The sequence below is a fragment of the Halomonas maura genome (assembly GCF_030409305.1).
GTDB lineage: Bacteria > Pseudomonadota > Gammaproteobacteria > Pseudomonadales > Halomonadaceae > Halomonas > Halomonas maura.
In genome coordinates, this window is sequence record NZ_JAUFPQ010000026.1 from 19,219 (window position 1) to 43,930 (window position 24,712).

The following is a 24,712-nucleotide window of genomic DNA, read 5'->3' on the forward strand; positions in this document are numbered from 1 at the left end:
TGCGCCCGAGGGACGGCCGCAGTGATCGCTGCCTACGATCGGGGGGTGGGTGTCCACTCAGTATAGGCCCCGGCAACGCCGGCGTGGCGGTCGGGATCGGCCAACGGGGCTGCCGGGTCGCTCAGGGCGGCGCGTCCTCGGCGGCACGCAGCGAGCGGTACATCGCCGGCACCTCGTAGCCGAGGTGGTACGCCGCGTAGAGGCGCGCCATCTCGCCGCTGCGGATCAGCCGCATGATGGTGTCTTCCAGGGCATAGGCAAGGGAGCGGTTGACCTCGTGGACCGCCAGCCCCAGCTGCCACTGCCGCTTGCCGAGCTGGGGGAAGGCCTCGTCGGCCAGGCGATAGCGGCCGTCCGGGGCATCGGCCTCGCCCAGCAGCCACTCCACCTGGGCGCGCATCGCCATCATCGCCGCCACCTCGCCGTCGTGCATGGCCTGGAAGGCCTGGCGCGGCGTGCGATAGCGGTGGGTCTGGGCGTTGAGCCGCCCCCGAAAGGCCGAGGACAGGTAGAAGTCGGGAATCTGGTCGATCTGTACGCCGATGGGATGGTGCTGGAAGAGGGCCAGGGAGGCCACCCCATCGAGACGCTCGGCATCGTAGGCGAGCTGCCAACGCTCCACCTGGTAGGGGGCGAACATGTGCACCAGCTCGTTCTCCACCTCGCCAAGGGCATTCATGCGGAAGGCATAGTCACGGTCGTAGGGCACCCGCATCATGACGTCGGCGATCTGGCCGGGGCGCAGGTAGTGTCCCTTCCAGATGGCATTGCGCAGGTCGTCGCCCAGGGTCTCGTCGGGGGCCAGCCAGTGGAGACGCAGCTCGACCCCCAGGTCGGCCGCCAGCTCACGGGCGATGGCCACGTCCACGCCGCGGGGCTCGCCTTCGACGGTGAAACTGTAGGGGGGGAAATCGCGATAGACCGCCACCCGCAGCGTCCCGGCGGCCAGGATCTGCTCCTGGTCGCGCACCTCGGTCAGGGCCTGGGCCGACCCGACCACCGCCAGCCAGATGACCAGCGGGGACAGGCATCGGCCCAGGACATGGCGGAAGGTCCGGCCCATGGGTGTCACTCCGTTTCCAGGGATTCCACATAGGTGCGGATCGCCCACAGCGCCTCCTGGCTCAGGTAGTCGGCCATCTTGGGCATCTGGCCGGCCCCGTTGACCACCCGCTCGACGAACCATTCGTCGCCATAGGGCGTGCTCTCGAGCTCGCGCAGGTCAGGGGCGATGCCGCCGGACACGGCCTCCAGTCCATGGCAGCGGGCGCAGTTCTCGCTGTAGGCGGACTTGCCGACCTCCACGGCCAGCTCGTGCTTGTCGTAGGGCGCGCGGTAGGGGTTTTCCTCGACCCATTCCTCGCCGAGCGGCTCGAGGGCCCGGGTATCGACCTTCTGGGGGGTGACGTTGCCATGTCCCAGCGCCATCCCGGCGACGAGTGCGCCGCCCAGGCCCATGGCCAGCATCAGCGTTGTTCTGTGGTTCATGCTGCATCCCTCCGGTTGTGCGGCCAGACGGCCGATAGCATCGGGTTCCAGCCTAGGCGGGGTCCCGGGGACACGGACATGGTGCTTTGGTGCGCGAAGCGCTCCTCCCATGGTCGTACCCCGGGTGGGTATGCGACCGAAGTCATGGGTCGCAAGTAGCAGCCGTTCGCGACCATGCGCATATGTCGCCGAGCCCCGCGCCAGGCCTAGGCTGGTCGCCATAGCCACCACCGATCCCCCGGGAGGACGGCATGCCCCGACGCTATCGAGCAGGCCCCCGCCGCCACGGCCCGGCCCGGCTGCTGCCGCTGCTGGCCGGCTGGGTGCTGGCCGGCCAGGCCCTGGCGCTGGAGGTTCCCATCGGTTATCTCGCCTGGCAGCCCGACCGCGGCCCGGTGCTCTCCAACGTGACGCCCGAGCCGGCCGATGCCGGCCGGCGAGGGGCCGAACTGGCCATCCGCGACAGCAACACCACCGGGCGCTTCCTGGACCAGCACTACCGCCTGATGGCGCCCGAGATCGACTCGCCCGAGGCGCTCGTCGCCGCGGCCCGGGCCCTGCATGATCAGGGCGTGCGGCTGTTCGTCACCCGGCTGCCCGAGCAGCGGCTCACCGCGGTGTCCCGCGCCCTGGACGACAGCCTGGTGTTCAACGCCGGCAGCGCCAGCGATGCGCTGCGCACCGAGACCTGCCTGGCCAACGTGCTGCACACCCTGCCCAGCCGCGCCATGCTGACCGACGCCCTCGGCCAGTTCCTGGCCAGGCGGCGCTGGCGATCATGGCTGGTCGTGGTCGGCCAGACCGCTGGCGATCGTGCCTATGCCCGGTCACTCGAGCGGGCCATGCGGCGCTACGGCCACGAGGCCATCGCCACCAAGCCCTGGACCTTCGCCACCGATCTGCGCCGCAGCGCCTCCGCCGAGATGCCGCTGTTCACCCAGACCGAGGACGCCTACGACGTGGTGGTGGTCGCCGACGAGCGCGGCGACTTCGGCGAGTACCTGCCCTACCAGACCTGGTATCCGCGTCCGGTGGCCGGCACCCAGGGGCTGTCGCCACGGGCCTGGCATCCCACCGTCGAGACCTTCGGCGCCGTGCAGCTGCAGAACCGCTTCGCGGAGCTGGCCGGACGCGGGATGACGTCGGCGGACTATGCCGCCTGGCTCGGGGTGCGTGCCATCGCCACCGCCGTGACCTTCACCGAGGCCGCCTCGGCCCAGGGCCTGCGTGACGCCCTGCTGGGCGGCGAGCTGGCCCTGGACGGCTTCAAGGGCCGCAAGCTCACCTTCCGACCCTGGAGCGGCCAGCTGCGCCAGCCGATTCCGCTGGTCCACCCGCGAGGCCTGGTCGACGTCTCGCCCCAGCAAGGCTATCTGCACCCCGAGACCGAGCTCGACACCCTGGGCTTCGATCGCCCCGAGAGCCGCTGCCGACTGCTCGACACGCCCCGCGACACCTGACCGGAGGGTCCGCCATGCGCCGTTTCCCCCTGCCCCGACACCTCGCCCTCGCCGCGCTGCTGAGCCTGGGTGCCGGCCCGGCCGTTGCCGAGCTGGCCTACGTCTCCAACGAGAAGGACGACAACCTCTCGGTGATCGACCTCGATCGCCTGGAAGTGGTCGACACCATCGCGGTGGGCAAGCGTCCCCGCGGCCTGGCACTGTCCTCGGACCGCCGCCTGCTCTACATCTGCGCCAGCGACTCGGACACCGTGCAGGTCCTCGACCTGGCGACTCGCGAGATCCTCCATGAGCTGCCGTCCGGCGAGGATCCCGAGCAGTTCGCCCTGCATCCCAACGACCGCTGGCTGTTCATCGCCAACGAGGACGATGCCCTGGCCACCGTGGTCGACACCCGCAGCCGCCAGGTACTGGCCCAGATCGACGTGGGGGTGGAACCCGAGGGCATGGCGGTGAGCCCCGACGGCCGCCTGGCGGTCAACACCAGCGAGACCACCAACATGGTGCACTGGATCGACGTCGAATCGCTCGCGCTGGTCGACAACACCCTGGTCGATCAGCGTCCGCGGGACCTGGTGTTCAACGCCGACGGCAGCCTGCTGTGGGTCTCGGCGGAGATCGGCGGCACCGTCTCGATCATCGACGTGGCAAGCCGCGAGATCCGCCACAAGCTGCGCTTCGCGATTCGCGGCGTGCATCCCGACAAGGTCCAGCCGGTGGGCGTGGAGCTCACCGACGACGGTCGCTACGCCTTCGTCGCCCTGGGGCCGGCCAACCACGTGGCCATCGTCGATGCCCGGAGCTACGAGGTGCTGGACTACCTGCTGGTGGGCCGGCGCGCCTGGCACATGGCCTTCGATACCGACCAGCGCCGGCTGCTGGTGACCAACGGCGTGAGCGGCGACGTCTCGGTGATCGATATCGCCGAGCGGAAGGTGACCAAGACCCTGCGGGTCGGCCGCTTCCCCTGGGACGTGGTGGTCACGCCATGAACGGCGACACGCGCTCGCTCCCCATGCTGGAGGCGATCGGCCTCGGCCACCGCTACGGGCCTCGCCAGGCGCTGGAGGGCGTCGACCTGCGCCTCGAGCGCGGCGTCTTCCACGCCCTGGTCGGGCCCAACGGCGCCGGCAAGAGCACCCTGATCGGCCTGATCACCGGCCTGCTGGCGCTGCAGCGCGGCACCCTGCACCTGGATGGCCTGTCGCTGCCGGCGCATCCCCGGGCGGCGCGGCGGCGTCTGGGGGTGGTGTTCCAGCAGCCCACCCTGGACCTGGAACTCAGCGTGCGCCAGAACCTGCTCTACCATGCCGCCCTGCATGGCCTGGGGCGGCGCCAGGCCCGTCGTCGCTGCGCGGAGGAGCTGGCCCGGGTCGGCCTCGCCGAGCGGGCCGACGACAGGGTGCGTCGCCTCAACGGCGGCCACCGGCGGCGCCTGGAGATCGCCCGCGCGCTGCTCCACGAACCGCGACTGCTGGTCCTCGACGAACCCAGCGTGGGGCTCGACGTCGCCAGCCGCGCGTCGCTCAACGACCATGTCCGGGCGCTGTGCCACGAGCGGGGCGTCAGCGTGCTGTGGACCACTCACCTGCTCGACGAGATCCGCCACGACGACCCGGTGGTGATGCTCGGTGGCGGCCGGGTGCTCGCCCAGGGCCCCTCCCGCCAGCTGTGCCGTCGCACCGGCAGCGACTCCCTGCCCGAGGCCTACGCCCGGCTCGCCGCGCTCGAGGAGACACCGGCATGACCCCCACCGCCTATCTGCACTGCCTGGTCGGGATCGGCGCCCGGGAATGGCGACGCTTCGTGCAGCAGCGCAGCCGCTTCTTCAGCGCCCTGGTGCGTCCGCTGCTGTGGCTGGTGGTGTTCGCCGCCGGCTTCCGGGCGGTGCTCGGGGTCTCGATCATGGCGCCCTACGACACCTATATCCTCTACGAGGTCTACATCACCCCGGGGCTGTGCTGCATGATCCTGCTGTTCAACGGCATGCAGGGCTCGCTGTCGATGGTCTACGACCGCGAGATGGGCAGCATGAAGGTGCTGCTGATGAGTCCGCTGCCGCGTCCCTTCCTGCTGCTGTGCAAGGTGCTGGCCATCGCCCTGGTCTCGCTGGTGCAGGTCTACGCCTTCCTCGGCATCGCCTGGCTGTACGGCATCCAGCCGCCGGCGATGGGCCTGCTCACGGCCCTGCCGGCGCTGCTGCTGGTGGCCATGATGCTGGGCTGCCTGGGGCTGCTGCTGGCCAACGGCATTCGCCAGTTGGAGAACTTCGCCGGGGTGATGAACTTCGTGATCTTCCCGCTGTTCTTCCTGTCCTCGGCGCTCTACCCGCTGTGGAAGATGCGCGAGGCCGGGCCCTGGCTCTACTGGCTGTGTGCCCACAATCCCTTCACCCAGGGCGTCGAGCTGGTGCGCTTCGCCCTCTACCGGGAGCTGGCCGCCGCCCCGCTGGCCTGGTGCCTGGGACTGACCCTGGTCTTCGCCCTGCTGGCGGTACTGACCTTCGATCCCCGGCGGGGTCTATGGCGGCGCCCGGCGGGGGCCTGAGCCCGGGCGGTGCCGACGGAAGTCGTAGTTCACCCGACGCCGTTTGGCGTCATCATGGGGAGAGGAGCCGCGTGGCAGGCAGCTGCCCCTCGCCCCGCGCTGGGCCAGCGCCGACAGCGGCCAGGCCGATCGCTGGCGATGGGAGGCTCCCTATGGACACGATGGCGATGCCCATCGACGACAACGACAAGGCCATAGCCATGTACAAGCTACTGATCGCCGACGATCACCCGCTGTTCCGCGAGGCCATCGGCCGGGTCATCCGCGACGGCTTCGACGAGGCCGAGGTGCTCGAGACCCAGGACCTCGACGCCACCCTGGCGATGACCGCCGAGCACGATGACCTGGACCTGATCCTGCTCGACCTCAACATGCCCGGCATGCATGGCCTGGGAGGGCTGATCCAGCTGCGCAACGAGGCGCCGACCATCCCGGTGGTGATCATCTCCGCCGAGGAGGACAAGCAGGTCATCCTGCAGGCCGTGACCTATGGCGCGGTGGGCTTCATCACCAAGTCGTCGCCCCGCGAGCAGATGACCAAGGCGATCGCCCAGGTCCTCGATGGCAACATCTACCTGCCCTCGGACATCATGCGGGCCACCGGCAGCCCGTCGACGACGCGCGGCGCCGAGCCCGGCATCACCCCGCAGCAGCTCGAGACCCTGACCCGCAAGCAGCTGCAGGTGCTCGAGCGCATGACCCGCGGCGAATCCAACAAGATGATCGCCTACAACCTGAACATCGCCGAGACCACGGTCAAGGCCCATGTCTCGGCGATCCTGCGCAAGCTCGGGGTGCACAACCGGGTGCAGGCGATCCTCTCGGCCGGCGACATCGACTTCAGCGCCTACCTCAAGCGCTGAGTCTCCGGCGCCCCTCGCCGAGGCGTGCCGGCCCCTCACCCCGTCTCGGCCAGCAGGCGTGCCAGCACCATGCGCAGCTTGAGCGGCTTCACCGGCTTGTGCAGCAGGCCGTGGCCCCGTTCGCGCAGCAGCTGGCGGAGTTCGTGGCTATGGTTGGCGGTGATCACCACCACCGGCAGCGGGTCCCGGCGCGCGGCGTTGAGCCGTTCGGCCAGCGCCACGCCGGTGTCCCCCTCGTCCAGGTGGTAGTCGACGACCAGCACGTCCGCCGGGGCGGTGGCCGGGTCGAGCTGGGCGGCCAGCGCCGCCTCGCTCTCGGCGACCCACACCCGGCACCCCCAGCGACCCAGCAACAGGCGCATCGCCTCGCAGATGTCGGCGTCGTTGTCGACCACCCAGACGCGCCGGCCCTGCAGGGCCAGGTGGCCGCCCGGGCTTGGCGCCGGCGCCAGGGGACTGTGCGGAGCTGCCTGGCCGTAGGGCAGCAGGATACTGAACCGCGAGCCACGGCCGGCGACCGAGGCCACACCCAGCGGATGGTCGAGCATGCGGGCGATCTTGTCGGCGATGGCCAGGCCCAGCCCCAGGCCCCGGTCCTGGCGCTTGCCGACGGCGTGGGAGCGGCGGAACTCCTGGAAGATCACCCCCAGTTCGGCCTCCTCGATGCCCATGCCGGTGTCGACCACCTGGATCTCCAGGCCGTCGGGGCGATGTCGGCAACCGAGCAGGATGCGCCCCCGCTCCGTGTAGCGGACGGCGTTGGTCAGGAAGTTGCGCACCACCCGGGAGAGCAGCTGGATGTCGCTTTGGACCACGCCGTCGCAAGGCACGTAGTGCAGCGTCAGACCCTCGCTGGCGGCCACCTGACGATACTCCCGGGCCAGGCCGTCGAGAAGCTCGGCCACCGGGAAGGCGGCGACGTCCGGGGTCACCACCCCGGCGTCGAGCTTGGAGATGTCGACCAGGGTGCCGAGCAACGTCTCGACGTCCTTCAGCGAGCGGCCGATCTGCTCGATCAGCGCCTGGCCATCCGGTGTCACCTCGTGCTCGCCGAGGGCGCCCGTGAACAGGCGCGCGGCATTGAGGGGCTGCAGCAGGTCGTGGCTGACCGCCGCCAGGAACTTGGTCTTCGAGAGGTTGGCCGTCTCGGCCTCGGCCTTGGCCTCGCGCAGGCGCTGCTCGACCGCGGCGCGCTCGGCGATCTCGCCGCGCAGCTGGCTATTCACCCGGGTCAGCTCGGTGGTGCGCTCGCGCACGCGCTGCTCGAGGTTCTGGTAGGCCTGGTGCAGTGCCTCGGCGGTCCGCCGCCGCTCGGTGATGTCGCGGATCAGCACGAAGAGCCCGAGCACCTCGCCGTGCTCGCCGACGTGGGGCACATAGGCCCGCAGCAGGACCCGTTCCTGGCCATTGGCCCCGTGCTCGGGGAACTCGAAGGACACGCTCTCCCCGGACAGCGCCCGGTCCAGGAAAGGGGCCAGTCGCGCGCAATGCTCGGCGCTGTGCAGCGCGCTGAGCTCGCCGCCGAGCAGCAGGTCCCGCGGCCAGCCGTACCACTCCTCGTAGACCCGATTGGTGAAGACGTAGCGCAGGTCGCGGTCGAGGTAGGCGATCATCGCCGGCAGTTCGTCGGTGATGGTGCGGATCCAGCGCTCGCGCTCGCGCAGCGTCTCGGCGTGGTGGATGCGCTCGGTGACATCGGTGTAGGTCAACACCTGGCCGCCGCCGGGCATGGCATGGCCACGCACCTCGACCACCCGGCCGTCGGGCAGCTGCCGCTCGCAGGGCACGGTCACGCCACGGGCGTCGCCGGCGACGATCAGCGCGCTGTCCCCGGCCAGGGTCGCCAGGGCGTGGGGCACCTCGAGGGCGGTGAGCCCGGTCAGGGTCCGGAAGCGCTGGTTGCACATCTCCAGCTGGCCTCCGGCACCGATCACCGCCACGCCCTGGGACAGGCTGTCCAGGGTGATCTGCTGCAGGCGACTCTTCTGGGCCAGGGCATGCTCGCGGCGGGCATGCTCCTGGCGCTTGAGCGCGGTGATGTCGACGTAGAGCATCACCCGACCGCCACCCCGGGTGGGCCGCTGGTGCACCTGGACCCAGCGATCGTCGTGGAGACGATAGAGGGTACGTCGGTCGCCATGGCCGAGCTGCTCGCTGAGCACCAGTCCCGAGTTCACCGCCAGGCGGCGCAGTTCCTCCATGTGCATGCCGCTCGCGATGCGGATCCCCGCCGGTCGCCAGAACTCGGCGAAGCGGCTGTTGAAGCGCTGGATGCGCTGGTCGGCGTCGAACAGCACGAAGGCGTCGGTGATGCTCTCGATGGCGTCGACCAGGTGCTGTCCGGCGGTCTCGGCGCGTTCCCGGGCCTCGACCAGCAAGCGGTTGCTGGCCCGCAGCTCGTGCATGGCCTGGTTGAGCTCCTGGGTCCGCTCGCGCACCTGCTCGGCCAGCAGGGCGGCATGCTCGAAGGCCGCATAGGGGGCACTGCGCGGCAGGTTGCTCGCCTCGACGCGCTCGATCAGGGCCGCGTTGATGCGCTTGAGCTTGGCGACCTCGCGCTCCAGGGCCCGCTCGCGGTCGCCGCGCTCAGGATCCGCGGCGTCCATGACCGATGGCGACCCCGGTGAAGGTCTGGTTGAGGTGCAGGCCATTGCATTGCTCTCCGTAGGTATTGAAGCCCACCACGTGATAGCGGCTCAGCAGCCGGGAGGCGGCCTCGCCGAGCCCGTCCAGGTCGATCTCCAGGCGGCGCAGGAAGCAGTCGCAGCCGATGACCAGCAGCGGTGGTCCCAGGCGCGCGACGATATCGTCGAGCACGCGCTGGAGGTCGTCGAGCAGCGGCGCGGCGGCCATGGCGGTGAGCACGATGCCGTTCTCCACCGCACAGTAGAAGCTCAGGCTGAGATCGTCGTTGACCCGCTGGATGGAGCGCACGTAGGTCTGGTCGTGCAGGCGCACGGCCAGCGGATGGCGGGCGAAGACCTCCTCGCCGAGTGCCTCCACCGCACAGCCCACCAGCCGGGCGTACTCCTCGGCGGCGGGTTCGGCGTTGAGCTCGATCACCCGACGTTGCTCAGGGTCGGCGGCGGTCACCACCAGCTTGTCGGCGAGCGGCCGCAGGTGATGGGTGGTGAACACCTCGAAGTCGAGCACGCTGTTGACCATCACCACCACCGCCGCTCCGCTGCGAAAGCGGCCCTCGCCGTAGACATGGGTGCCGGCGAGGCGATTGTCGTCGCCGGCGCTGCCGCCGAAATGGGGAATACTGCCGAGGGCGGCATTGAGGGTCGCCAGCACCCGCTCCTCGCTGGCCGAAAGGCCGTCGAGCAGGGTCAGGGCGAAGGTATGGCCCTTGATCGGGGCGATGCCCGCCTGACGACAGCGGTCGAGCAGCCGATCGCTCAGGCGCTGGGCCGCGAGCAACGAGACGCCGTCGAGATCCTCGATCAGCGCATGGGCGAAGGCGAAGTAGCGATGATCGAAGCCGATGGCGGTGATGCCGCCGCGGCCATAGCCGGCCTCGCCGATCTCGCCGGCGGTGGTGCAACCACACAGCGAGACGCCGCCGAAGTGCTCCTCCAGGGCGCGCCCCAGGGCCTCGAGATCGTATTCCGCGGAACAGAAGAACAGCACCCCGCCGAGGCAGGGATGCAGCAGGCGGCTGGCCAGGTCCTGGGCGGCCATGTCGGGCTCCCGGGACAGCGACTGGGCGACCAGGACGGGGGCGTCCCCGGGGGGGGCGCCGGCGGGAGACAAGGGTGACGGGTCGATCTCCATGCGGGGTCACTCATCGGCAAGGGCGGCCCCTCCAGTCTAGAGAGAAGTGCCGCGGCGAGGTATGCGACTTGGGTGCCGGCTGCGACGCCAGGCGTGCGACTTGGGTAGTAGCCGCATCGATCCGGCGCCCCTCAGGACCCGGCCGACAACCTCACCAGGGTCCCCACCTCGCGGCCGGGCTCACCCAGCGGCTGGCGCTCCTGGCTGGCCAGCCACGCCGGCGGCGCCTGGGGCGCCCCCGACGCGCCCCGGTCCAGGGCCGACACGCGGGTCTGGGGCGTCAGCGCCATGTCGGCGTCCAGGCGTCTCAGGGCCTCATGGGCCGGGGTGTTGGCCTTGACCAGCCGCCCGCGACGATCGAAGGCCAGCAGGCCCTCGCCCGACCAGCGGCGGAAGGCAGCCCGGCTCGCCTCGATCACCCGTTCACGGCTCTGGAAGTAATTGGCCATCAGGTTGGCCTCGATCATCCGGGCGGCCGACATCGCGAAGTCCAGGGCATGGGGCCGGTAGTTCTGGGTGCGGCCCGTGAGGTCGATCACCCCCAGCACCCGGCCATCGTGGGGATCACGGATCACATCGGCCGAGCAGGTATAGGGCTTGATGCCGGTGCAGAAGTGCTCGGCCCCGTAAAGCTGTACCGGCTCGGCGGCGGTCAGGGCCGTGCCGATGGCGTTGGTGCCCACGTCGCGTTCCGACCAGAGCCCGCCCGCCATCAGGTTGACCGTCTCGGCCTGGCGTCGGGCGCGATGGTCCCCGGCCACCTCCAGGACGAGCCCCTCGGGATCGGCCAGCAGCACCAGGCTGTCCTCCTCGAACAGCAGCTCACCGGCCCGCGACAGGACCGGTTGCGCGGCCTCACGGAGGTCTGCCTGGCGATCCCGATGCCGATCGAGCGCCTCCTCGTCGGCCACCAGCGGCGCATGGCGCCGCTCCGGGTTGACCCGGCAGGCGTGACAGCGCTGCCAGGAGGCCCCGACGACAGGGCGGAGCTCGTCCGCCGCCACCACCCGGTCCTCGACGAAGCGCTCCCATAGCGACAGCAGGCGGTGGTGATCCCGGGGATTGCTGAAGCGATCGGCGGAATCCTCGGGCGGTGCCGTGGCCATGGCCGCCTGCTGGCGGGTGAAGAACTGGCCGTGACGCACGAAACCCGCCACGATCCCCGGCTTGATGGCCTCGACCCGGCCATTGGCCAGGCGCGAGACCACCAGGTCATCGGGCAGGCCATCGAGCACGTGCATCGGGGCCTCCAGGCCGCTGGCGAACCGGGAGGGGTGCACGCGGCCGGTGTCCATGTCATAGAAGGCGGGGCGGAACCCCTGTGAACGGTTGCCCTCGCTGACCCCGCCGCTGCCGCGGAAGGTCGCGTTCTGCTCTCGTAGGGCCGTCAATGTCAGCTCGGCCAGCGTCCCGCTGGGCGAGAAGGGGGGAGGAAACTGGATTGCCATGGCCTGCTCCGCTCACAATGACCTGCACATCGGTGCCAGCCGTAGAAGCACCCCGCTCGAGCACCGGGTCGCGTAGACGCTCCGCCTTGCCCACTGATAAGCGGGACTCCCAGCCTGCGTCGGGTACCCACCTACGCTGGCCCTTGTTGCCCTACGCTTTGTCTGAAAACTGCCTGCGCTCGCCCATCCGGCGTTAAAAATCGGCTAAAAGTACTCATTTACACCGCGTAAACTCCGTCTTTTCTCCGATTTTTGCCTTGTCTGGCCATCGCTCGTCGACGTTTCAGACAAAGCTTAGGCTAGGCTCCACGGCCAGCCTTGAGTTTACCGCTTCTCCGGCCCCGGCCAAGCATCAAAAACCCAAAACAGCGCCATCACATTGCCGGTCATCGCGCTCCGGCCGTCTCAACCGAGCCGCTACGCCTGCGGCGTGCCTCGCCGCCTGGCGGTTACCGACGCGGCAGGTCATCCGTCGAACTCGAACCCGCCCGCCCGACCCACCACCAGCGCCGGCTCAGGCGGCCGTCGAGGAGCGCCTCGGCGCGGGTCTCGAGCCCCGCCGCGTCGAGTCGTGCCAATGCGGCGCGGGTCGCCTCGCCGGGAGGGGCGGGATCGTCCCGGCGCAGCGCCTGCCAGCGGGCCAGCCAGGCCTCGACGGGGGACTCCGGCAGGCCGCACTGCCCCGCCAGGGCCCGGCGTCGACGCTCGAAGCTCGCGCCATCGAGGGTTGCCAGGCGCCGTCCCTGGTCGGCGAGGAAGGCCGCGACGGCCGCCTGCAGCCGGTCAACGCCGGCGTACGGCGATTGCACCACGTAGCCCAGCCTCGGGCGTCCCGCCGCCTCGCGGTAGCGCACCGCCGCCACATAGCCGAGGCCGCGCCGCCGGCGCATCTCGTCGTGGAAGGGACCATCATGGCACAGCGCCAGCAGGCGCAGGTAGAGACGCTCGCGTGGATCGTCGTCGCCCTCGACCTGCAGCATCACCGCCGCCTGGCCACTGCCGGACGAGTGCTCAAGCAGGTCGGGAGGATGGGGTGTCCCGACAGCCGATGACGTCGACGGCAACGCCTCGGCCAGGCGCGCCACCATGGCTCCGGCCTCCTCGGCCGACAGGCCATCGACCCAGGCACAGGCCGCCAGGGGCGCCCCCGCGTCGGCCGGTGTCTGCTCGAGACGGGCCAGTAACCGCTGGGCGAGCAGGCCCGCCCGCTCAGGCGCCTCCCGCCCTCCGAGCTTGCGGGGCCAGGCCGCCAGGGCGCGTCCCGCCACCCACTCCAGCTGCGACGGTGCACCGGCGAGCGCCACCCAGTCACCCCGGGCATCCGCCTGGAACTCGCAGCGTATGCCGCGCCACGCCGCGCCCTGGGTCAACGCCAGGGTCCGCCGCCGCCACTCCGCCAAGCGTGATGCCCGGTGGTGGGCGGCGGCGGGCCAGCCCAGGCACAGCGTGGCGGCGAGCCCCGCCGGTGCGCCGCCCCACCAGGTGACCGGCGCGTCCGCTGCCACCAGCCGACGTGGCGAGGCGCCGATGGCCGGTGCCGGAGCTGACGGGGCGGGGGCCTCCGGCGGCGGGGCCGGTGCCGGGGGGAGCGCCGCCGGTGTCGCGGACAGCGGACCCTCGCGGCGGTAGCGCGTGCCGGTCACGGGGACCCGGGCCTCACCAGCGGCCAGGCTATCGACCGCCGCCAGCCACCGACAGCGCCGGGGCGCCAGCCAGCTCGACAGGGGGCGGCCATCGGCCACTGCCGCCCCACGGGCGGCGTGGCGGCAGGCGGCACGCACCCGCTCGCGGGACCAGGTCTCGAGGTCGAGCGGCGCCTGCGTCGCCGCGGGCAGGGTGTCGACGCGGCCAGCCAGCTCGGCCACCACCCCGGCACAGCTGACGAGCACGGCATCCCGCTCGGACGGGTCGGCATCCTCGAGGGTCAACCGCAGGGACAGGCCGTCGCCGCCCCCGGCGATCGCGGGACTCGCGGCGAGCGCCGACAGTCGGTGCCTGGCGGCGAGGCTCGCCGCCAGGCGCCCGTCGGTCAGCGCCGCGGCGACGCGCCCAAGGGCGTCATGCCGGCGGCGGGCCGCCCCGAGGTGCAACGGCCAGGTCAGCTCCAGGTCGCCACCGCCGGCCGGCGAGATCCAGCGCACGCCGGCGGGCGCCCCCCACCAGGGGGAGGAGGCCCGTGGTGTGCCACCGCCCGGGAGGCGCGCGACCAGCGTCTCGACCCGGGCGCGCTGCTCGGCGAGGGAGTGTGGGGCCAACACGGCCAGGCTCATGGTCCCGGCCCGGAAGTGACGACGGTGCAAGGCGAGAAGTGCCCGCCGCAGGGTCGCCGGGGACGCCGACAGCGTCGCCGCATTGCCGGCATGGCAACCGCGGGCCGGATGCCCCCGGCGGCACAGCCGCGACAGTGCCGCCAGGCGGTGCAGCGCCGGGTCGGCCAGGCGGGCATGGAACTCGGCGTCGATCACGGCCACCTCGCGGGCGACCGCCTCGGCCGTGAAGCGCGGCTCGGCGACCAGCGTCACCAGGCGCGAGAGCCCCGCAGCGAGCGCCTCGGGGGGCAGCGTCAGGTGGAAGTCGGTGACCCGGTCATCGGTACGCGCATTGTAGCTTCCGCCCTCGGCCGCGACCCAGTCAGCGAACGATGGGGCATCGCCCGGCCCGAGGAAGAGGGCATGCTCGAGGAGATGGGCGAGCCCGGGGTAGCGATCGGGCTCGTCCAGATAGCCGGCCCCGACGCCGAGGGCCAGCCGCACCCGCTGTGCCCCGGGGACCTCGGCCAGCCAGACCGCCAGGCCGCCGGCCAGCCGGCCCTCGGCCACCCGACTGCCCGGCGGCAAGCCGTCGGCGGCCGCCTCACGCCAGCGGGTCATGGCTCAACAGCGCGTCCAGCAGGGCGCGCAGCTTGCCGGGCTTGAGCGGCTTGTTGAGGACCGGCAGGTGCGCCTCGTCCAGCCGCTGGCGCCATGCCTCGCCGCGCTCGGCGGTGAGGATCACGGCGGGCAGCGCGGGACGCTCCCAGTAGTCGCGAAGCTGCGTGACCAGGGCGTCGCCGGTGACGCCGGCATCGAGATGCAGATCCACCAGCAGGATATCCGGTGGCATGGTGGTTGCCTCCCGGGCCTCCTCGGCATCCAGGGCCAGCAGGCAGCGCATGCCCCAGCCCTCCAGCAGCGCCTGCATGCTGGCGAGGATGCTCGGTTCGTTGTCGATCACCAGCACGCGCCGGTCGACCAGGCTGTGACCCGGCAGCGCGGCGGGCGGCGCGACACCCGGCGACGGGCACGACTCGCCCAGCGGCACCCCTACCGCGAAGCAGGAGCCATGTCCGGGACGCGAGCGAACCTCCACGGGATGGCCGAGCTTGGTCACGACCCGCTCGACGATGGCCAGGCCGAGGCCCACGCCCCGGCGATCCCGCGCCCGGGGGGCGTCGAGCTGGTGGAACTCGCGGAAGATGCTCTGGCGCTGGTCGGCGGGAATCCCCGGGCCGCTGTCCCAGACCTCGAGCCACAGGGTGTCCCCGCGTCGCCGGCTACCCAGCAACACCCCGCCCCGGCTGGTGTAGCGGCAGGCGTTGGACAGGAAGTTGCGCAACACGCGGCCCAGCAGGCGAAAGTCGCTGACCACCCGGGCATCGACGACCCGCTGGCGGAAGCGCAGCCCCTTGCCCTGGGCCAGCGAGGAGAACTCGGCCTCCAGGCAGTCGGTGAGTTCGCGCAGCGAGAAGTTCTCGAGTTGTGGCTGGATGCGATCATGGTCCAGCCGGGCGATGTCGAGCAGGTCGGTGAGCAGCTCCTCGGCGCTCTCCAGCGACAGCTGCAGGCGTTCGGCCAGGTCACGGGGCTCGTCCGCCAGGGGGCGCTCGAGGAGACTGGTGACCAGCAGGCGCGCGGCGTTCATGGGCTGCAGCAGGTCGTGGCTGGCGGCCGCCAGGTAACGGTCCTTGCTGCGATTGGCCTGTTCCGCGGCGTCGCGGGCCTGGCGCAGCTCCTCCTCGATGCGCCGGCGCTCGCGGATCTCCTGGCGCAGCTCCGCGTTGACCCGCTCCAGGGCGAGGGTACGCTCCTGTACCCGCCCCTCGAGCCGGGCATTGAGCTGCAGGAGGCGCTCCCGGGCCCGCTCGCGCTCGGTGATGTCGGCGACGAAGGCCTCGACCAGGGGCTCGTCATCGTCGGAGGGTTTCTGTACCAGGGTCATGGCCACCGGCACCTGGCGGCCATCGCGTCCCTGCAATCGGGTCGTGTAGCCGGCGACGCGTCCCTCCGCAACGACCCGCCGCTGCATCTCGACGGCATCCTCTGGATTCACGAACAGGGCCGCCAGGGTGGTGCAGCGCGCCAGGGTGGCGTCGACCGAGCCATCCCCCAGCATGCTGGCCAGGGCGGGATTGGCGGCGCGCAGGCCGCCGGTCAGCGAGGCCTGGAAGATACCGTGCAGGGCGTTCTCGAACAGCCACTTGTAGCGGTTGCGCTCGGTCTCGACATCGGCCATGCGGGCGCTGAGTTCGGGGTAGTAGCTCTTGCGCGCCGAATGACTGCCCAGGCCGAGCAGTTCGCTGACCGAATAGCCGTCGGGATCGGATGCCTTCTTCATGGAACGCTAGAGTGCCTCCTCGTAGACCACCGCCACGTCGCGCTCGTTGGAGCGGCGAGGGTTGGTCAGGATGCAGGGGTCCTCCATGGCATGCCGGGTCAGGAAGGGCACATCGCTGGTGTGGACCCCGGCGCCGCCCAGGGTGCCCGAGAGGCCCACCGCCCGCTTCAGCTCCACCAGGTGGGCCACCAGCCGCCGCTTGACGTCGTCCTGCGACAGGCCGCGGCAGTCGATGCCCAGCGTCTCGGCCACGCGCCGGAAGCGCTCGGGGGCCGAGGCGAAGTTGTAGGCCACCACATGCTCGAGCAGCATCGAGTTGCACAGCCCGTGGGGCAGGTCGAGGAAGCCGCCGAGGCTGTGGGACATGGCATGCACCGCCCCCAGGATGGCGTTGGAGAAGGCCAGCCCCGCCTGCATGCTGCCCAGCATCACCTGACCGCGCAGCTCGCCGTTATGGGGGTCGGCGACCAGCGCCACGAGATGCCCGTTGATCAGGCGCATGGCCTCGAGGGCATGGGTGTCGGTGAGCGGGCCGCTGCCGGTGGAGACGAAGGCCTCGATGGCATGCACCAGGGCGTCGACCCCGGTGCAGGCGGTGAGGAAGGGATCCATGGTCAGGGTGACCTGGGGATCGATCAGCGACACGTCCGGGACCACCGCCTTGCTGACGATGGAAAACTTCATGCGTCGCTGCGGGTCGGAGATGATCGCGAACTGCGAGACATCCGCCGAGGTCCCCGCGGTGGAGGGGATGAAGATCAGCGGCGGAATCGGCACCCGGATGGTATCGACGCCCTCGAAGTCGAGGATGTGGCCGTCATGGGCGACCACGATGCCGATGCCCTTGGCGCAATCCATCGGGCTGCCGCCGCCGATGGCGACGATGGCGTTGCAGCCGTGGTCGCGGTAGGTCTCGGCTCCGGCCATCACCTCCTCGACACGCGGATTGGGCGAGACCTGCACGAAGCGTCGACAGGGAATGCCACAGGCGGCCAGGTCGGCCTCGACCTCGGCGACCCAGCCGGCGGCCAGCACCCCGGGGTCGGAGACCAGCAGGATCTTGTCGGCGCCGAAGGTCTGGGCATAGTTGGCGACCGCATGGCGGGAGCCGTCGCCGAAGATGATCTCCGGGGCCACGTACTTGCGCAGCGTGGTGATGGCCTGGGACATAGCGTGCTCCCCCTGGTGATGATGCGGGCAGGAAGGCGTCACCTCCATGCCCGGTGGTGTCCCCCACGCAGTAGACTACGCCAGTGCCAGGGCGGTTTCCCTACGGCTATCGTCGTGATGCGGGGCAGGCGTCGCCCGGGCAAAGAAGGCCAGCTCGCGGGCGATCATCCGTCGGCGCTGGGCCGGGTGGCGGATGCCGTGGCCCTCGCCGGCGAACAGCATCACCTCGGCGGTCCGTCCGGCACGGCGCAACGCCGCGGCCATGCGCAGCGTCTGGTCGGGCACCACCACCCGGTCGCGGCAGCCCTGAGCGAACAGCACCGCGCCGTGCAGCACCGCCGCCCGCTGCAGCGGGCTGACGGCGCGCCTGGCGGCCTCGTCGCCGATCAGCCAGTCCAGGTAGCCCGACTCGAAGCGGTGGGTCTGGCCGGCCAGGCGCACGGCGTCGGTGACCCCGTAGAGGCTGGCCCCGGCGGCGAAGCGCGACGAACTGGCCAGGGCGTTGAGCACCGTGAAGCCGCCGGCGCTCTGGCCGCGGATGCACAACCGCGCCGGGTCGGCGATGCCGCGGGCGACCAGGGCGTCGGCCAGGGCCTCGACGTCGGCCACGTCGAGGCGCCCCCAGCCGCCGGCCAGGCGCTCGCGGAAGGCGCGGCCGTAGCTGCCGCTGCCACGCGGATTGATGTCGGCGACCGCGTAGCCCTGGGCGACCCACCAGGCGATGAGCGGGTCGTGGACCGGGTAGCAGGCCGCGGTGGGTCCGCCGTGCACGCGCAGGATCAGCGGCCGCGGCCCGCCCCCGGCGCCATAGACGAAGGCCGGCACCGCCTCGCCCTGCGCCGCCTTATCCTCCCCCACCGGGGCGGCGAGCGCCTCGGCCGCCAGCGGCGCCTCGACCCGCGGGCCGCTCGTCGCCAGGACCCGCATCCCGCCGCCGTCGTGGCGGACCCGGGCCAGCCGCGCACCGTGGCCGGGCCCCTGGGTCAGGGCATAGACCCAGCGCGCGTCGCCGGCCACGCCGATGACTCGGGTGGCATCGGGCAGCAGCGCCGCGCGCTGGCGGCCCGCGGCGTCGACCCGGGCCAGCCGGGCGGCGCCCGCCTCGAGACGCATCACCACCCCGCCGTCGGCGTGCCAGAGATGCTGGCACTCGCCGAGCTGCCAGGGGGTCGAGGCGTGATCGGCGGCGGCCGTGGCCAGCGGCCTCGCCGCCGCGCCGTCCACCGACCAGGGCTGCCACCAGCCGGCATGGTCGCTCAGGCACACCAGCCGGCCGTCGGCGGCGAAGGTCGGCTGGGTCACCGCCGCGCCGGGATCCCAATAGCGTATCGTGCCGACGCCGCCATCCGGGGTGAACGCGGCGATGCACAGCCGGGCGCGCTGCCAGGGCATATGCGGCAGCGACCATTCCACCCAGGCCAGCCGGCGGCCGTCGGGGGACAACGCCGGCGCGCCGTAGAAGTCCGCCCCCTCGGCGAGCACCCGCCGCCGCCCCGGGGCCAGCGCCACCAGGCGCTGGCCCCCCTGCCGGCCCTCCCCTTGCTCCTCCACCGCCAGCACGCGCTGCCGGCCCGGGTCGGCGACCAGGCCGCCGTAGGCACAGCCCGGACGCGACCACCAGGGGACGAGGCGCCCGCTGCCCACCTCGAGCGCCAGGAGCGCCTGGTCGGTTGCGGCGACCAGCACCACCCATGGCCCCAGCGGCACCTGCGCCCCGCCGCCATAGCCGTTGACGCGGCTGGCGATATCCAGCGAGGGCGGCGTCAGGCGACGGGCGCGGCCATGCGCCTCGCGCCAGCCCCACAGGGCCCACCGGCCGCTGTCGGCGTCGCGGGCCAGCCAGGTCACCCCGGCCGGGCCCAGGCGCAGCTCGCCGAAGCCGTCGGCCGGGCGGGCCGCGGCATGCAGCGCATCCGCCGCGCTCATTGGCGGCAGAACACCCGCGACGCGCGAACGTTGCGCGCCACCAGGCCGTCGAGGCCACGGCCGTCGCGCGCGGCCTCGTCGCGGGCGGCCTCGATCACGCCGTGATCCGGCGACCGCGCGCACACCGGGTCGGTGGCCGCCGGGTCGCCGGTGAGCAGGTAGGCCTGGCAGCGGCAGCCGCCGTAGTCGTGGTGGCGCTCGTCGCAGTCGCGGCACGTCGGGGACATCCAGGCATCGCCGCGGAAGCGGTTGAAGGCGGCACTCTCTTGCCAGATCGCCGCCAGCGACTGCTCGCGCACCGTGGGGAAGGCCATCGGCAGTTCCCGAGCGCTGTGACAGGGCAGCACCGCGCCGTCCGGGGCGACGGTCATGAACAGCGATCCCCAGCCGCCCATGCAGGCCTTGGGCCGCTCGGCGTAGTAGTCGGGCACCACGAACAGCAGGCGCATGTCGCGGCCGCGCGCCGCCAGGCGCTCGCGCCAGCGCCCGGTGGCGGCCTCGGCGGCCTCGACCTGGGCGCGGCTGGGCAACAGCCCGGCGCGATTGAGCTGCGCCCAGCCGTAGTGCTGGCAGGTGGCCAGCTCCACGGCATCGGCGCCGAGCTCGTCGCACAGCGCGATCAGCCGGTCGATGTCATCGATATTGTGGCGATGCAGCACCACGTTGAGCACCATCGGGTAGCCGGCGGCCTTGACCGCCCGAGCCATGGCCAGCTTCTTCGCATGCGCCCGGGGCGCGCCGGCCACCGCGGCGGCCAGGTCGTCGTCGGCGGCCTGCAGGCTGATCTGGATGTGGTCGAGGCCGGCCGCCTGGAGGGCCGTGATGCGCGCGCTGTCGAGCCCCAGCCCCGAGGTGATCAGGTTGGTGTAGAAGCCGAGCTCGCGGGCCTCGGCCACCAGCGCCTCCAGGTCGTCGCGCACCAGCGGCTCGCCACCGGAGAAACCGAGCTGGGCGGCGCCCAGGGCGCGGGACTGGCGCAGCACGTCGCGCCATTCGTCGGTGGTCAGCTCGTCGCGGTGGGCGGCGAAGTCCAGCGGGTTGGAGCAGTACGGGCACTGCAGCGGGCAGCGATAGGTCAGCTCGGCGAGCAGCCACAGCGGCGGCCCGGGGGTCACGTCATGCTCAGTATCAGGGGCCATCATGTCGCCTCCGTGTCGCGGATCCAGCCCTGGGCCAGGGCCTCGGCGAGGAACTCGTGGACGTCGTCGGCCAGTGTCTCGGCCTCGGGAAAGCGCTCGCCCAGCGCGGAGAGGATCGCCGCCAGGTCGCGGCGGCCGTCGACCAGGCCGAGCACCGCTCCGGCGCTGTCGTTGAGCTGCACCATGCCCTCGGGATAGAGCAGCACGTGGCGGCCCTGGGCCGGCTCCCACTGCAGCCGCCAGCCGGGGCGCAGGCGAAACACGCGGGCAGCGTTCATGACAGCCCCCGGTGGTAGACGCGCTGCGTGGTGACGGTGTGATAGGGCGCGCGGTCGAGCTGGTAGGCCAGGGTCATGGCGTCGAGCATGCTCCACAGCACGTCGAGCTTGAACTGCAGGATGTCCAGGGCGCGGCGCTGGGTCTCGGCGGTGGTGCAGACCGTCATCGCCACCTCCAGGCCGTGCTCGACGTCGCGGCGCGCCTCGCCCAGACGCTTGCGGAAATAGGCATAGCCCGCGGCATCGATCCAGGGGTAGTGGCCCGGCCAGGTGTCCAGGCGACTCTGGTGCGCGCGCGGGGCGAACAGCTCGGTGAGCGAGGAGATCGCCGCCTCCTCCCAGCAGGCCCGGCGCACGAAGTTCACGTAGGCATCGACGGCGAAGCGGACCCCGGGCAGCACGTGCTCCTGGGACCACAGCGCGTCGCGGGTCAGCCCCACCGCCTCGCCCAGCGCCAGCCAGGCCTCGATGCCGCCGGCGTCGTCGCCGTGGCCGTCGTGGTCGAGCAGGCGCTGGATCCAGCGCCGGCGGGTCGCGGCGTCCGGGCAGTTGGCCAGCAGGGCGGCGTCCTTCTGCGGAATCATCACCTGGTAGTAGAAGCGGTTGGCGACCCAGCCGCGAATCTGCTCGGCCGTGGCACGGCCCTCGGCCATGTCGACCTGGTAGGGATGATGGATGTGGTAGTAGTCGCCCTTGGCCAGCAGCGCCTCGCGGAAGGCCGCCGGCGACAGCGGCGCGGTGTCGATGGGGGTGGGATCGGTGGCGGTCATGACAGGCTCCCCGGTGGTGTCGTTCACAGCGTCAGACGCAGGCCATCGACGGCCACTTCGATGCCGTGGCCGTCGAGCACGGCTCGCTCGGCCGAGGCGGCGTCGAGGATCGGGTTGGTGTTGTTGATATGGATGAGGATGCGCCGCGTGGTGGCGGGCAGCGCGTCGAGCTCGCGGATCAGGCCATGCTCGCCGGCCAAGGCCAGGTGGCCCATCTCGGCGCCGGTGGCCCGCCCCACGCCCAGGCGTGGCAGCTCGTCGTCGTGCCAGAGGGTGCCGTCGACCAGCACACAATCCGCCCGGGCCAGGTAGTCGTGCACCCCGGGGGTCATCTCACCGAGCCCGGGGGCGTAGAACAGCGAGGTGCCGCTGACGCCGTCTTCGATGAACAGTCCCAGGTTGTCGCCGGTGGAGGGCCAGCCGCGGCGCGGCGAATAGGGGGGCGCGTTGCTGTGCAGGGCCACCGCGGTGAAGACGAGACCCGGGCAACTCGGCACCCGGAAGGTCGTCTCGGGATGCGCCTCGTCGAGCTCGATCGGCCGCCAGTGCAGCCCCCCCTGCCAGTGGCCGAGCATCGGGAACAGCGGGAAGCCGGTGCTCAGGTCGCGGTGCACGCTGGGCGTGCACCAGACGTCCAGCGGACAGCCCTCGCGCAGCGACAGCAGCCCGCTGACATGGTCGATCTGGGCATCCACCAGCAGCACCTCGGCGATGCCGCTGTCCCGCACGCCGTGACGCGGCTGCAGCTCGGGGGTGGCGGCGATCTGGGCGCGGATATCCGGCGAGGCGTTGCACAGCAGCCAACGCTCGCCGTCGGCACTGATGGCGATGGACGACTGGGTGCGCGGCGTCAGCTCGCCGCTTCCCCGTCGCACGGCACGGCAGTGGGGACAGTTGCAGTTCCACTGCGGGAAGCCCCCACCGGCCCCCGCGCCCAGGACGATGATCTGCATGCGGGTACCCTCCCGATCTCGGCTAGGTGAGAGCGGTGGCTCGCCCGGTCCCCGGAATCCGGGACACCGGGCGGCCCATCACTCAGCGGTTGGCGATATACAGGGTGACCTCAAAGCCCAGACGCAGGTCGGTGTAACGCGGTTTGGTCCACATGATGGTGCTCCTCTGCAAGACATGGTGGCATCGGCATCTGCCACCCACAGTGAAGCACAGGGGCCGGCCCGCCCCTTCGCTACTTTGGAAGGAGCCAGAGGGGGCATTTGGACCCCCGCCGGAGGGCGGCCGACGGCGCAATCCGACCCGCTCCGCTGCCGGCAGGGAGACGGGGCACCAACAAAAAGCCCGTGGCATCTGAGCCACGGGCAAGGATCGGAACAGCAAGGGTCAGGCCATCAGGGCCGGGACGTCAGAACCAGACTTCGCTCTGCACGCCGAAGGCCCACTGGCTGCCGGCGAAGCCCTCACTGCCGAAGGCATCGTCATCGCTGAAGTCGTTGAGCTCCTCGTCCCAGTCGCTGAAGCTGGCGAAGACGCGAATCTCCGGGCGCGCCCAGAAGCCGCCCACATCGGGCTTGAAGGTCGGCGCGATGGTGAACCTGGTGTATCCCCCCTCGGCAGCATTGCGCCCCTTGAACCCGGCAGGATCGAAATCGAGGTACTGGTAGCTGGCCTCATACTGCATCTCGAAGTTGTCGGTGAGCTCGTTGGCCAGGCGCGCGTTGACCGTGGCCCACCGGTACTCGTCGCCCTCGGCGAAACGATCCTCGCTGGTCTCGGCCATCAGGGCCGGCGCGATGCGCCACTTGGGTGCCAGGTAGGTGGTGCCGTAGAGCGCCACTCGGGTGGAGGTGGCGTCCTCGGTCAGGTCGCCATTGGATCCCAGTCCCTTGACCTCGGCGCCCAGGCCCTGGCCGTGCAGCACCGCCGCCTTGTAGTTGCCCTCGCTGAGTCCGAAGAAGCTGTCGCCATGGTAGGCCACCATGGTATGGAAGCCGTCGTCGGCGGCCGTGTCGCCGCTCTCGAGCAAGCGCATGTCATTGTCGGCGGCGGTCATGCCGTTGACCATCCATTGCCAGTTGCCGAAATAATTGTTGACCGTGTAGATGAAGCTATCGGTGTCAGTCTCGTTCGGATCGGCTTCCTCGATGACGGGAAAGTCGGTGAAGCTGCGTCCATAGAGCGAGAAATTGGCCTTCCAGCTGTCGGCGAGCTGAACATCGTAGATACCGCCGCCGGTGCCGGCCAGGAACACGACATCGGTATCCAGCCAGTGGATATCGAAGTTGTCGCGATCGAAACGCTTGCCGGCCCAGATCGAGGCATCCTCGAAGGCCCCGGTGAAGCTCGGCAGCTCGCTGAACTCGGCATAGACATTGCGCACGTTGATGTTGGATTCGTTGTTCCAGTCATTGCTGGTGGTGGTGCCGTCGGCGAACATCAAGTGGTAGTCGGCGACGGCGCCATTATCGAAGCGCTGACGGTAGTTCAGCTTGGCCTCGGCATAGGTATCCGGCTCATTACCCAGGCGGCCCACGGCACCGCCGAGGCCTCCGGCAGGAGTGACATAGGGGCCGCCTTCGGTGCTCTTGCCGTCCTCGCCGATCAGCAAGCCCGAGCGCGCATAGGCACCGAAGGTGAAGCCTTCGTCGCTGTCGGCCTTCTCCTCGACCCTGGCCAGACGAGCCTCGATCTCGTCTTCCGACAGGCGATCCTCGGCCTGCCGTTCGGCCAGGTCGGCGCGCTGCTCGGCGGCGTCGGCGCGCCGCTCGGCGGCGACGATGCGCTGCTCCAGCTCGGCGAGGCGCGCCTCGAGGTCACCCTGGCCCTGGGCACTGGCCAGGCCGCTGGCCCCCAGACCGGCGGCGGCGATGGCGATGGCGAGCGGTGACTTGATCTTGCAGGAAGCGGGGAAGGTCATGGTGAGTATCGCCCTTTGTTGTTGTCACGGGAGGTCATGTCGAACATCGTGTCCATGCGCCAGGGATGAGGCGTCTCGCCGTCCTGCCTGCGGGGCCCTTGCCGCGGGAGCGGTCGACCGGGGCACGGGGGCATGCAACACGCCCTGAAACTTAATCGATTAAGCATCAAGGGACAAAAAAAAATGGTTGTTTTACGACCTATGTCTAACGAAGTGCCCGGAACCTCTCGAATATAAGTAACATTACTTAAAAATTGGCCGGCGAGTGATTCACGCGCTCATTGTCCTCACGATGTCTGTGACGAAAGTCTAGGTTGCAGTCCGTCGTCACCACCGCTTAACTGAGCGGCAAGCTCATCTTAATCGTTTAAGAGGCCTTAA

The 24,712-nt window shown here is 70.8% G+C and carries 20 protein-coding genes; 5 read left to right on the forward strand and 15 right to left on the reverse strand.

The window, feature by feature from the left end; translation table 11 throughout:
- Positions 1–121 precede the first annotated feature (121 nt).
- Both QWY76_RS17435 and pedF read right to left on the reverse strand, forming a co-directional pair.
- Positions 122–1,063 (reverse strand): substrate-binding periplasmic protein, encoded by a 942-nt coding sequence (locus QWY76_RS17435; RefSeq protein ID WP_290312672.1) that lies wholly within the window; start codon positions 1,061–1,063, stop codon positions 122–124.
- Positions 1,064–1,068: 5 nt separating this feature from the next.
- Complete coding sequence (gene pedF, locus QWY76_RS17440; RefSeq protein ID WP_290312673.1) at positions 1,069–1,488, reverse strand: cytochrome c-550 PedF; 420 nt, start codon at positions 1,486–1,488, stop codon at positions 1,069–1,071.
- A gap of 251 nt (positions 1,489–1,739) precedes the next feature.
- On the opposite strand from pedF, the gene QWY76_RS17445 reads away from it, so the two are divergent.
- From QWY76_RS17445 to QWY76_RS17465, 5 genes are all read left to right on the forward strand, one after another.
- Positions 1,740–2,948 carry an ABC transporter substrate-binding protein gene (locus tag QWY76_RS17445; protein ID WP_290312675.1) on the forward strand — a complete coding sequence of 403 codons (1,209 nt, stop codon included), beginning with the start codon at positions 1,740–1,742 and terminating at the stop codon, positions 2,946–2,948.
- A 14-nt stretch (positions 2,949–2,962) separates the two neighbouring features.
- The gene (locus QWY76_RS17450) at positions 2,963–3,940 is read left to right on the forward strand and encodes a YVTN family beta-propeller repeat protein (RefSeq protein WP_290312677.1); all 978 of its coding nucleotides are present in this window, start codon (positions 2,963–2,965) and stop codon (positions 3,938–3,940) included.
- On the forward strand, positions 3,937–4,695 hold the full coding sequence (locus QWY76_RS17455; RefSeq protein ID WP_290312678.1) for an ABC transporter ATP-binding protein: 759 nt from the start codon (positions 3,937–3,939) through the stop codon (positions 4,693–4,695). The genes QWY76_RS17450 and QWY76_RS17455 overlap by 4 nt, the downstream gene beginning before the upstream one ends.
- Complete coding sequence (locus QWY76_RS17460; RefSeq protein ID WP_290312680.1) at positions 4,692–5,495, forward strand: ABC transporter permease; 804 nt, start codon at positions 4,692–4,694, stop codon at positions 5,493–5,495. Before QWY76_RS17455 ends, QWY76_RS17460 begins: the two co-directional genes overlap by 4 nt.
- Positions 5,496–5,695: 200 nt before the next feature.
- Complete coding sequence (locus tag QWY76_RS17465) at positions 5,696–6,358, forward strand: response regulator (protein WP_290312780.1); 663 nt, start codon at positions 5,696–5,698, stop codon at positions 6,356–6,358.
- A 35-nt stretch (positions 6,359–6,393) separates the two neighbouring features.
- Here QWY76_RS17465 and QWY76_RS17470 read toward each other — a convergent pair whose 3' ends face one another.
- The 13 genes from QWY76_RS17470 to QWY76_RS17530 all read right to left on the reverse strand — a co-directional run bounded on the left by QWY76_RS17470 (position 6,394) and on the right by QWY76_RS17530 (position 24,331).
- Entirely contained in the window at positions 6,394–8,964 is a 2,571-nt protein-coding gene (locus QWY76_RS17470; protein ID WP_290312681.1) for a hybrid sensor histidine kinase/response regulator, read from the reverse strand.
- Entirely contained in the window at positions 8,945–10,135 is a 1,191-nt protein-coding gene (nosP, locus tag QWY76_RS17475) for a nitric oxide-sensing protein NosP (RefSeq protein ID WP_290312683.1), read from the reverse strand. The genes QWY76_RS17470 and nosP overlap by 20 nt, the downstream gene beginning before the upstream one ends.
- Before the next feature lie 131 nt (positions 10,136–10,266).
- Positions 10,267–11,583: a sigma-54-dependent Fis family transcriptional regulator gene (locus QWY76_RS17480; RefSeq protein WP_290312684.1), complete on the reverse strand. Its 1,317-nt coding sequence runs from the start codon at positions 11,581–11,583 to the stop codon at positions 10,267–10,269.
- Between the two features lie 449 nt (positions 11,584–12,032).
- Positions 12,033–14,453 (reverse strand): insulinase family protein, encoded by a 2,421-nt coding sequence (locus QWY76_RS17485; protein WP_290312686.1) that lies wholly within the window; start codon positions 14,451–14,453, stop codon positions 12,033–12,035.
- Positions 14,437–16,176, reverse strand: coding sequence for a PAS domain-containing hybrid sensor histidine kinase/response regulator (locus QWY76_RS17490; protein ID WP_290312688.1), 1,740 nt, complete (start codon positions 16,174–16,176; stop codon positions 14,437–14,439). The genes QWY76_RS17485 and QWY76_RS17490 overlap by 17 nt, the downstream gene beginning before the upstream one ends.
- A gap of 6 nt (positions 16,177–16,182) precedes the next feature.
- On the reverse strand, positions 16,183–17,346 hold the full coding sequence (gene ercA / locus QWY76_RS17495; protein ID WP_290312689.1) for an alcohol dehydrogenase-like regulatory protein ErcA: 1,164 nt from the start codon (positions 17,344–17,346) through the stop codon (positions 16,183–16,185).
- Positions 17,347–17,421: 75 nt separating this feature from the next.
- Positions 17,422–19,272, reverse strand: a complete 1,851-nt coding sequence (locus tag QWY76_RS17500) for a S9 family peptidase (RefSeq protein ID WP_290312690.1) — start codon at positions 19,270–19,272, stop codon at positions 17,422–17,424.
- Positions 19,269–20,411 carry a pyrroloquinoline quinone biosynthesis protein PqqE gene (pqqE, locus tag QWY76_RS17505; protein ID WP_290312691.1) on the reverse strand — a complete coding sequence of 381 codons (1,143 nt, stop codon included), beginning with the start codon at positions 20,409–20,411 and terminating at the stop codon, positions 19,269–19,271. Before pqqE ends, QWY76_RS17500 begins: the two co-directional genes overlap by 4 nt.
- A complete protein-coding gene (pqqD, locus tag QWY76_RS17510; RefSeq protein ID WP_290312692.1) occupies positions 20,411–20,689 on the reverse strand; it encodes a pyrroloquinoline quinone biosynthesis peptide chaperone PqqD in 279 nt (92 codons plus the stop codon). The genes pqqE and pqqD overlap by 1 nt, the downstream gene beginning before the upstream one ends.
- Positions 20,686–21,459 carry a pyrroloquinoline-quinone synthase PqqC gene (gene pqqC / locus QWY76_RS17515; RefSeq protein WP_290312693.1) on the reverse strand — a complete coding sequence of 258 codons (774 nt, stop codon included), beginning with the start codon at positions 21,457–21,459 and terminating at the stop codon, positions 20,686–20,688. Before pqqC ends, pqqD begins: the two co-directional genes overlap by 4 nt.
- 23 nt (positions 21,460–21,482) lie before the next feature.
- Positions 21,483–22,412: a pyrroloquinoline quinone biosynthesis protein PqqB gene (pqqB, locus tag QWY76_RS17520; RefSeq protein WP_290312694.1), complete on the reverse strand. Its 930-nt coding sequence runs from the start codon at positions 22,410–22,412 to the stop codon at positions 21,483–21,485.
- Positions 22,413–22,494: 82 nt separating this feature from the next.
- Positions 22,495–22,566, reverse strand: a complete 72-nt coding sequence (pqqA, locus tag QWY76_RS17525) for a pyrroloquinoline quinone precursor peptide PqqA (RefSeq protein WP_290312782.1) — start codon at positions 22,564–22,566, stop codon at positions 22,495–22,497.
- Between the two features lie 253 nt (positions 22,567–22,819).
- Entirely contained in the window at positions 22,820–24,331 is a 1,512-nt protein-coding gene (locus QWY76_RS17530) for a carbohydrate porin (protein ID WP_290312695.1), read from the reverse strand.
- Between the last annotated feature and the right edge of the window lie 381 nt (positions 24,332–24,712).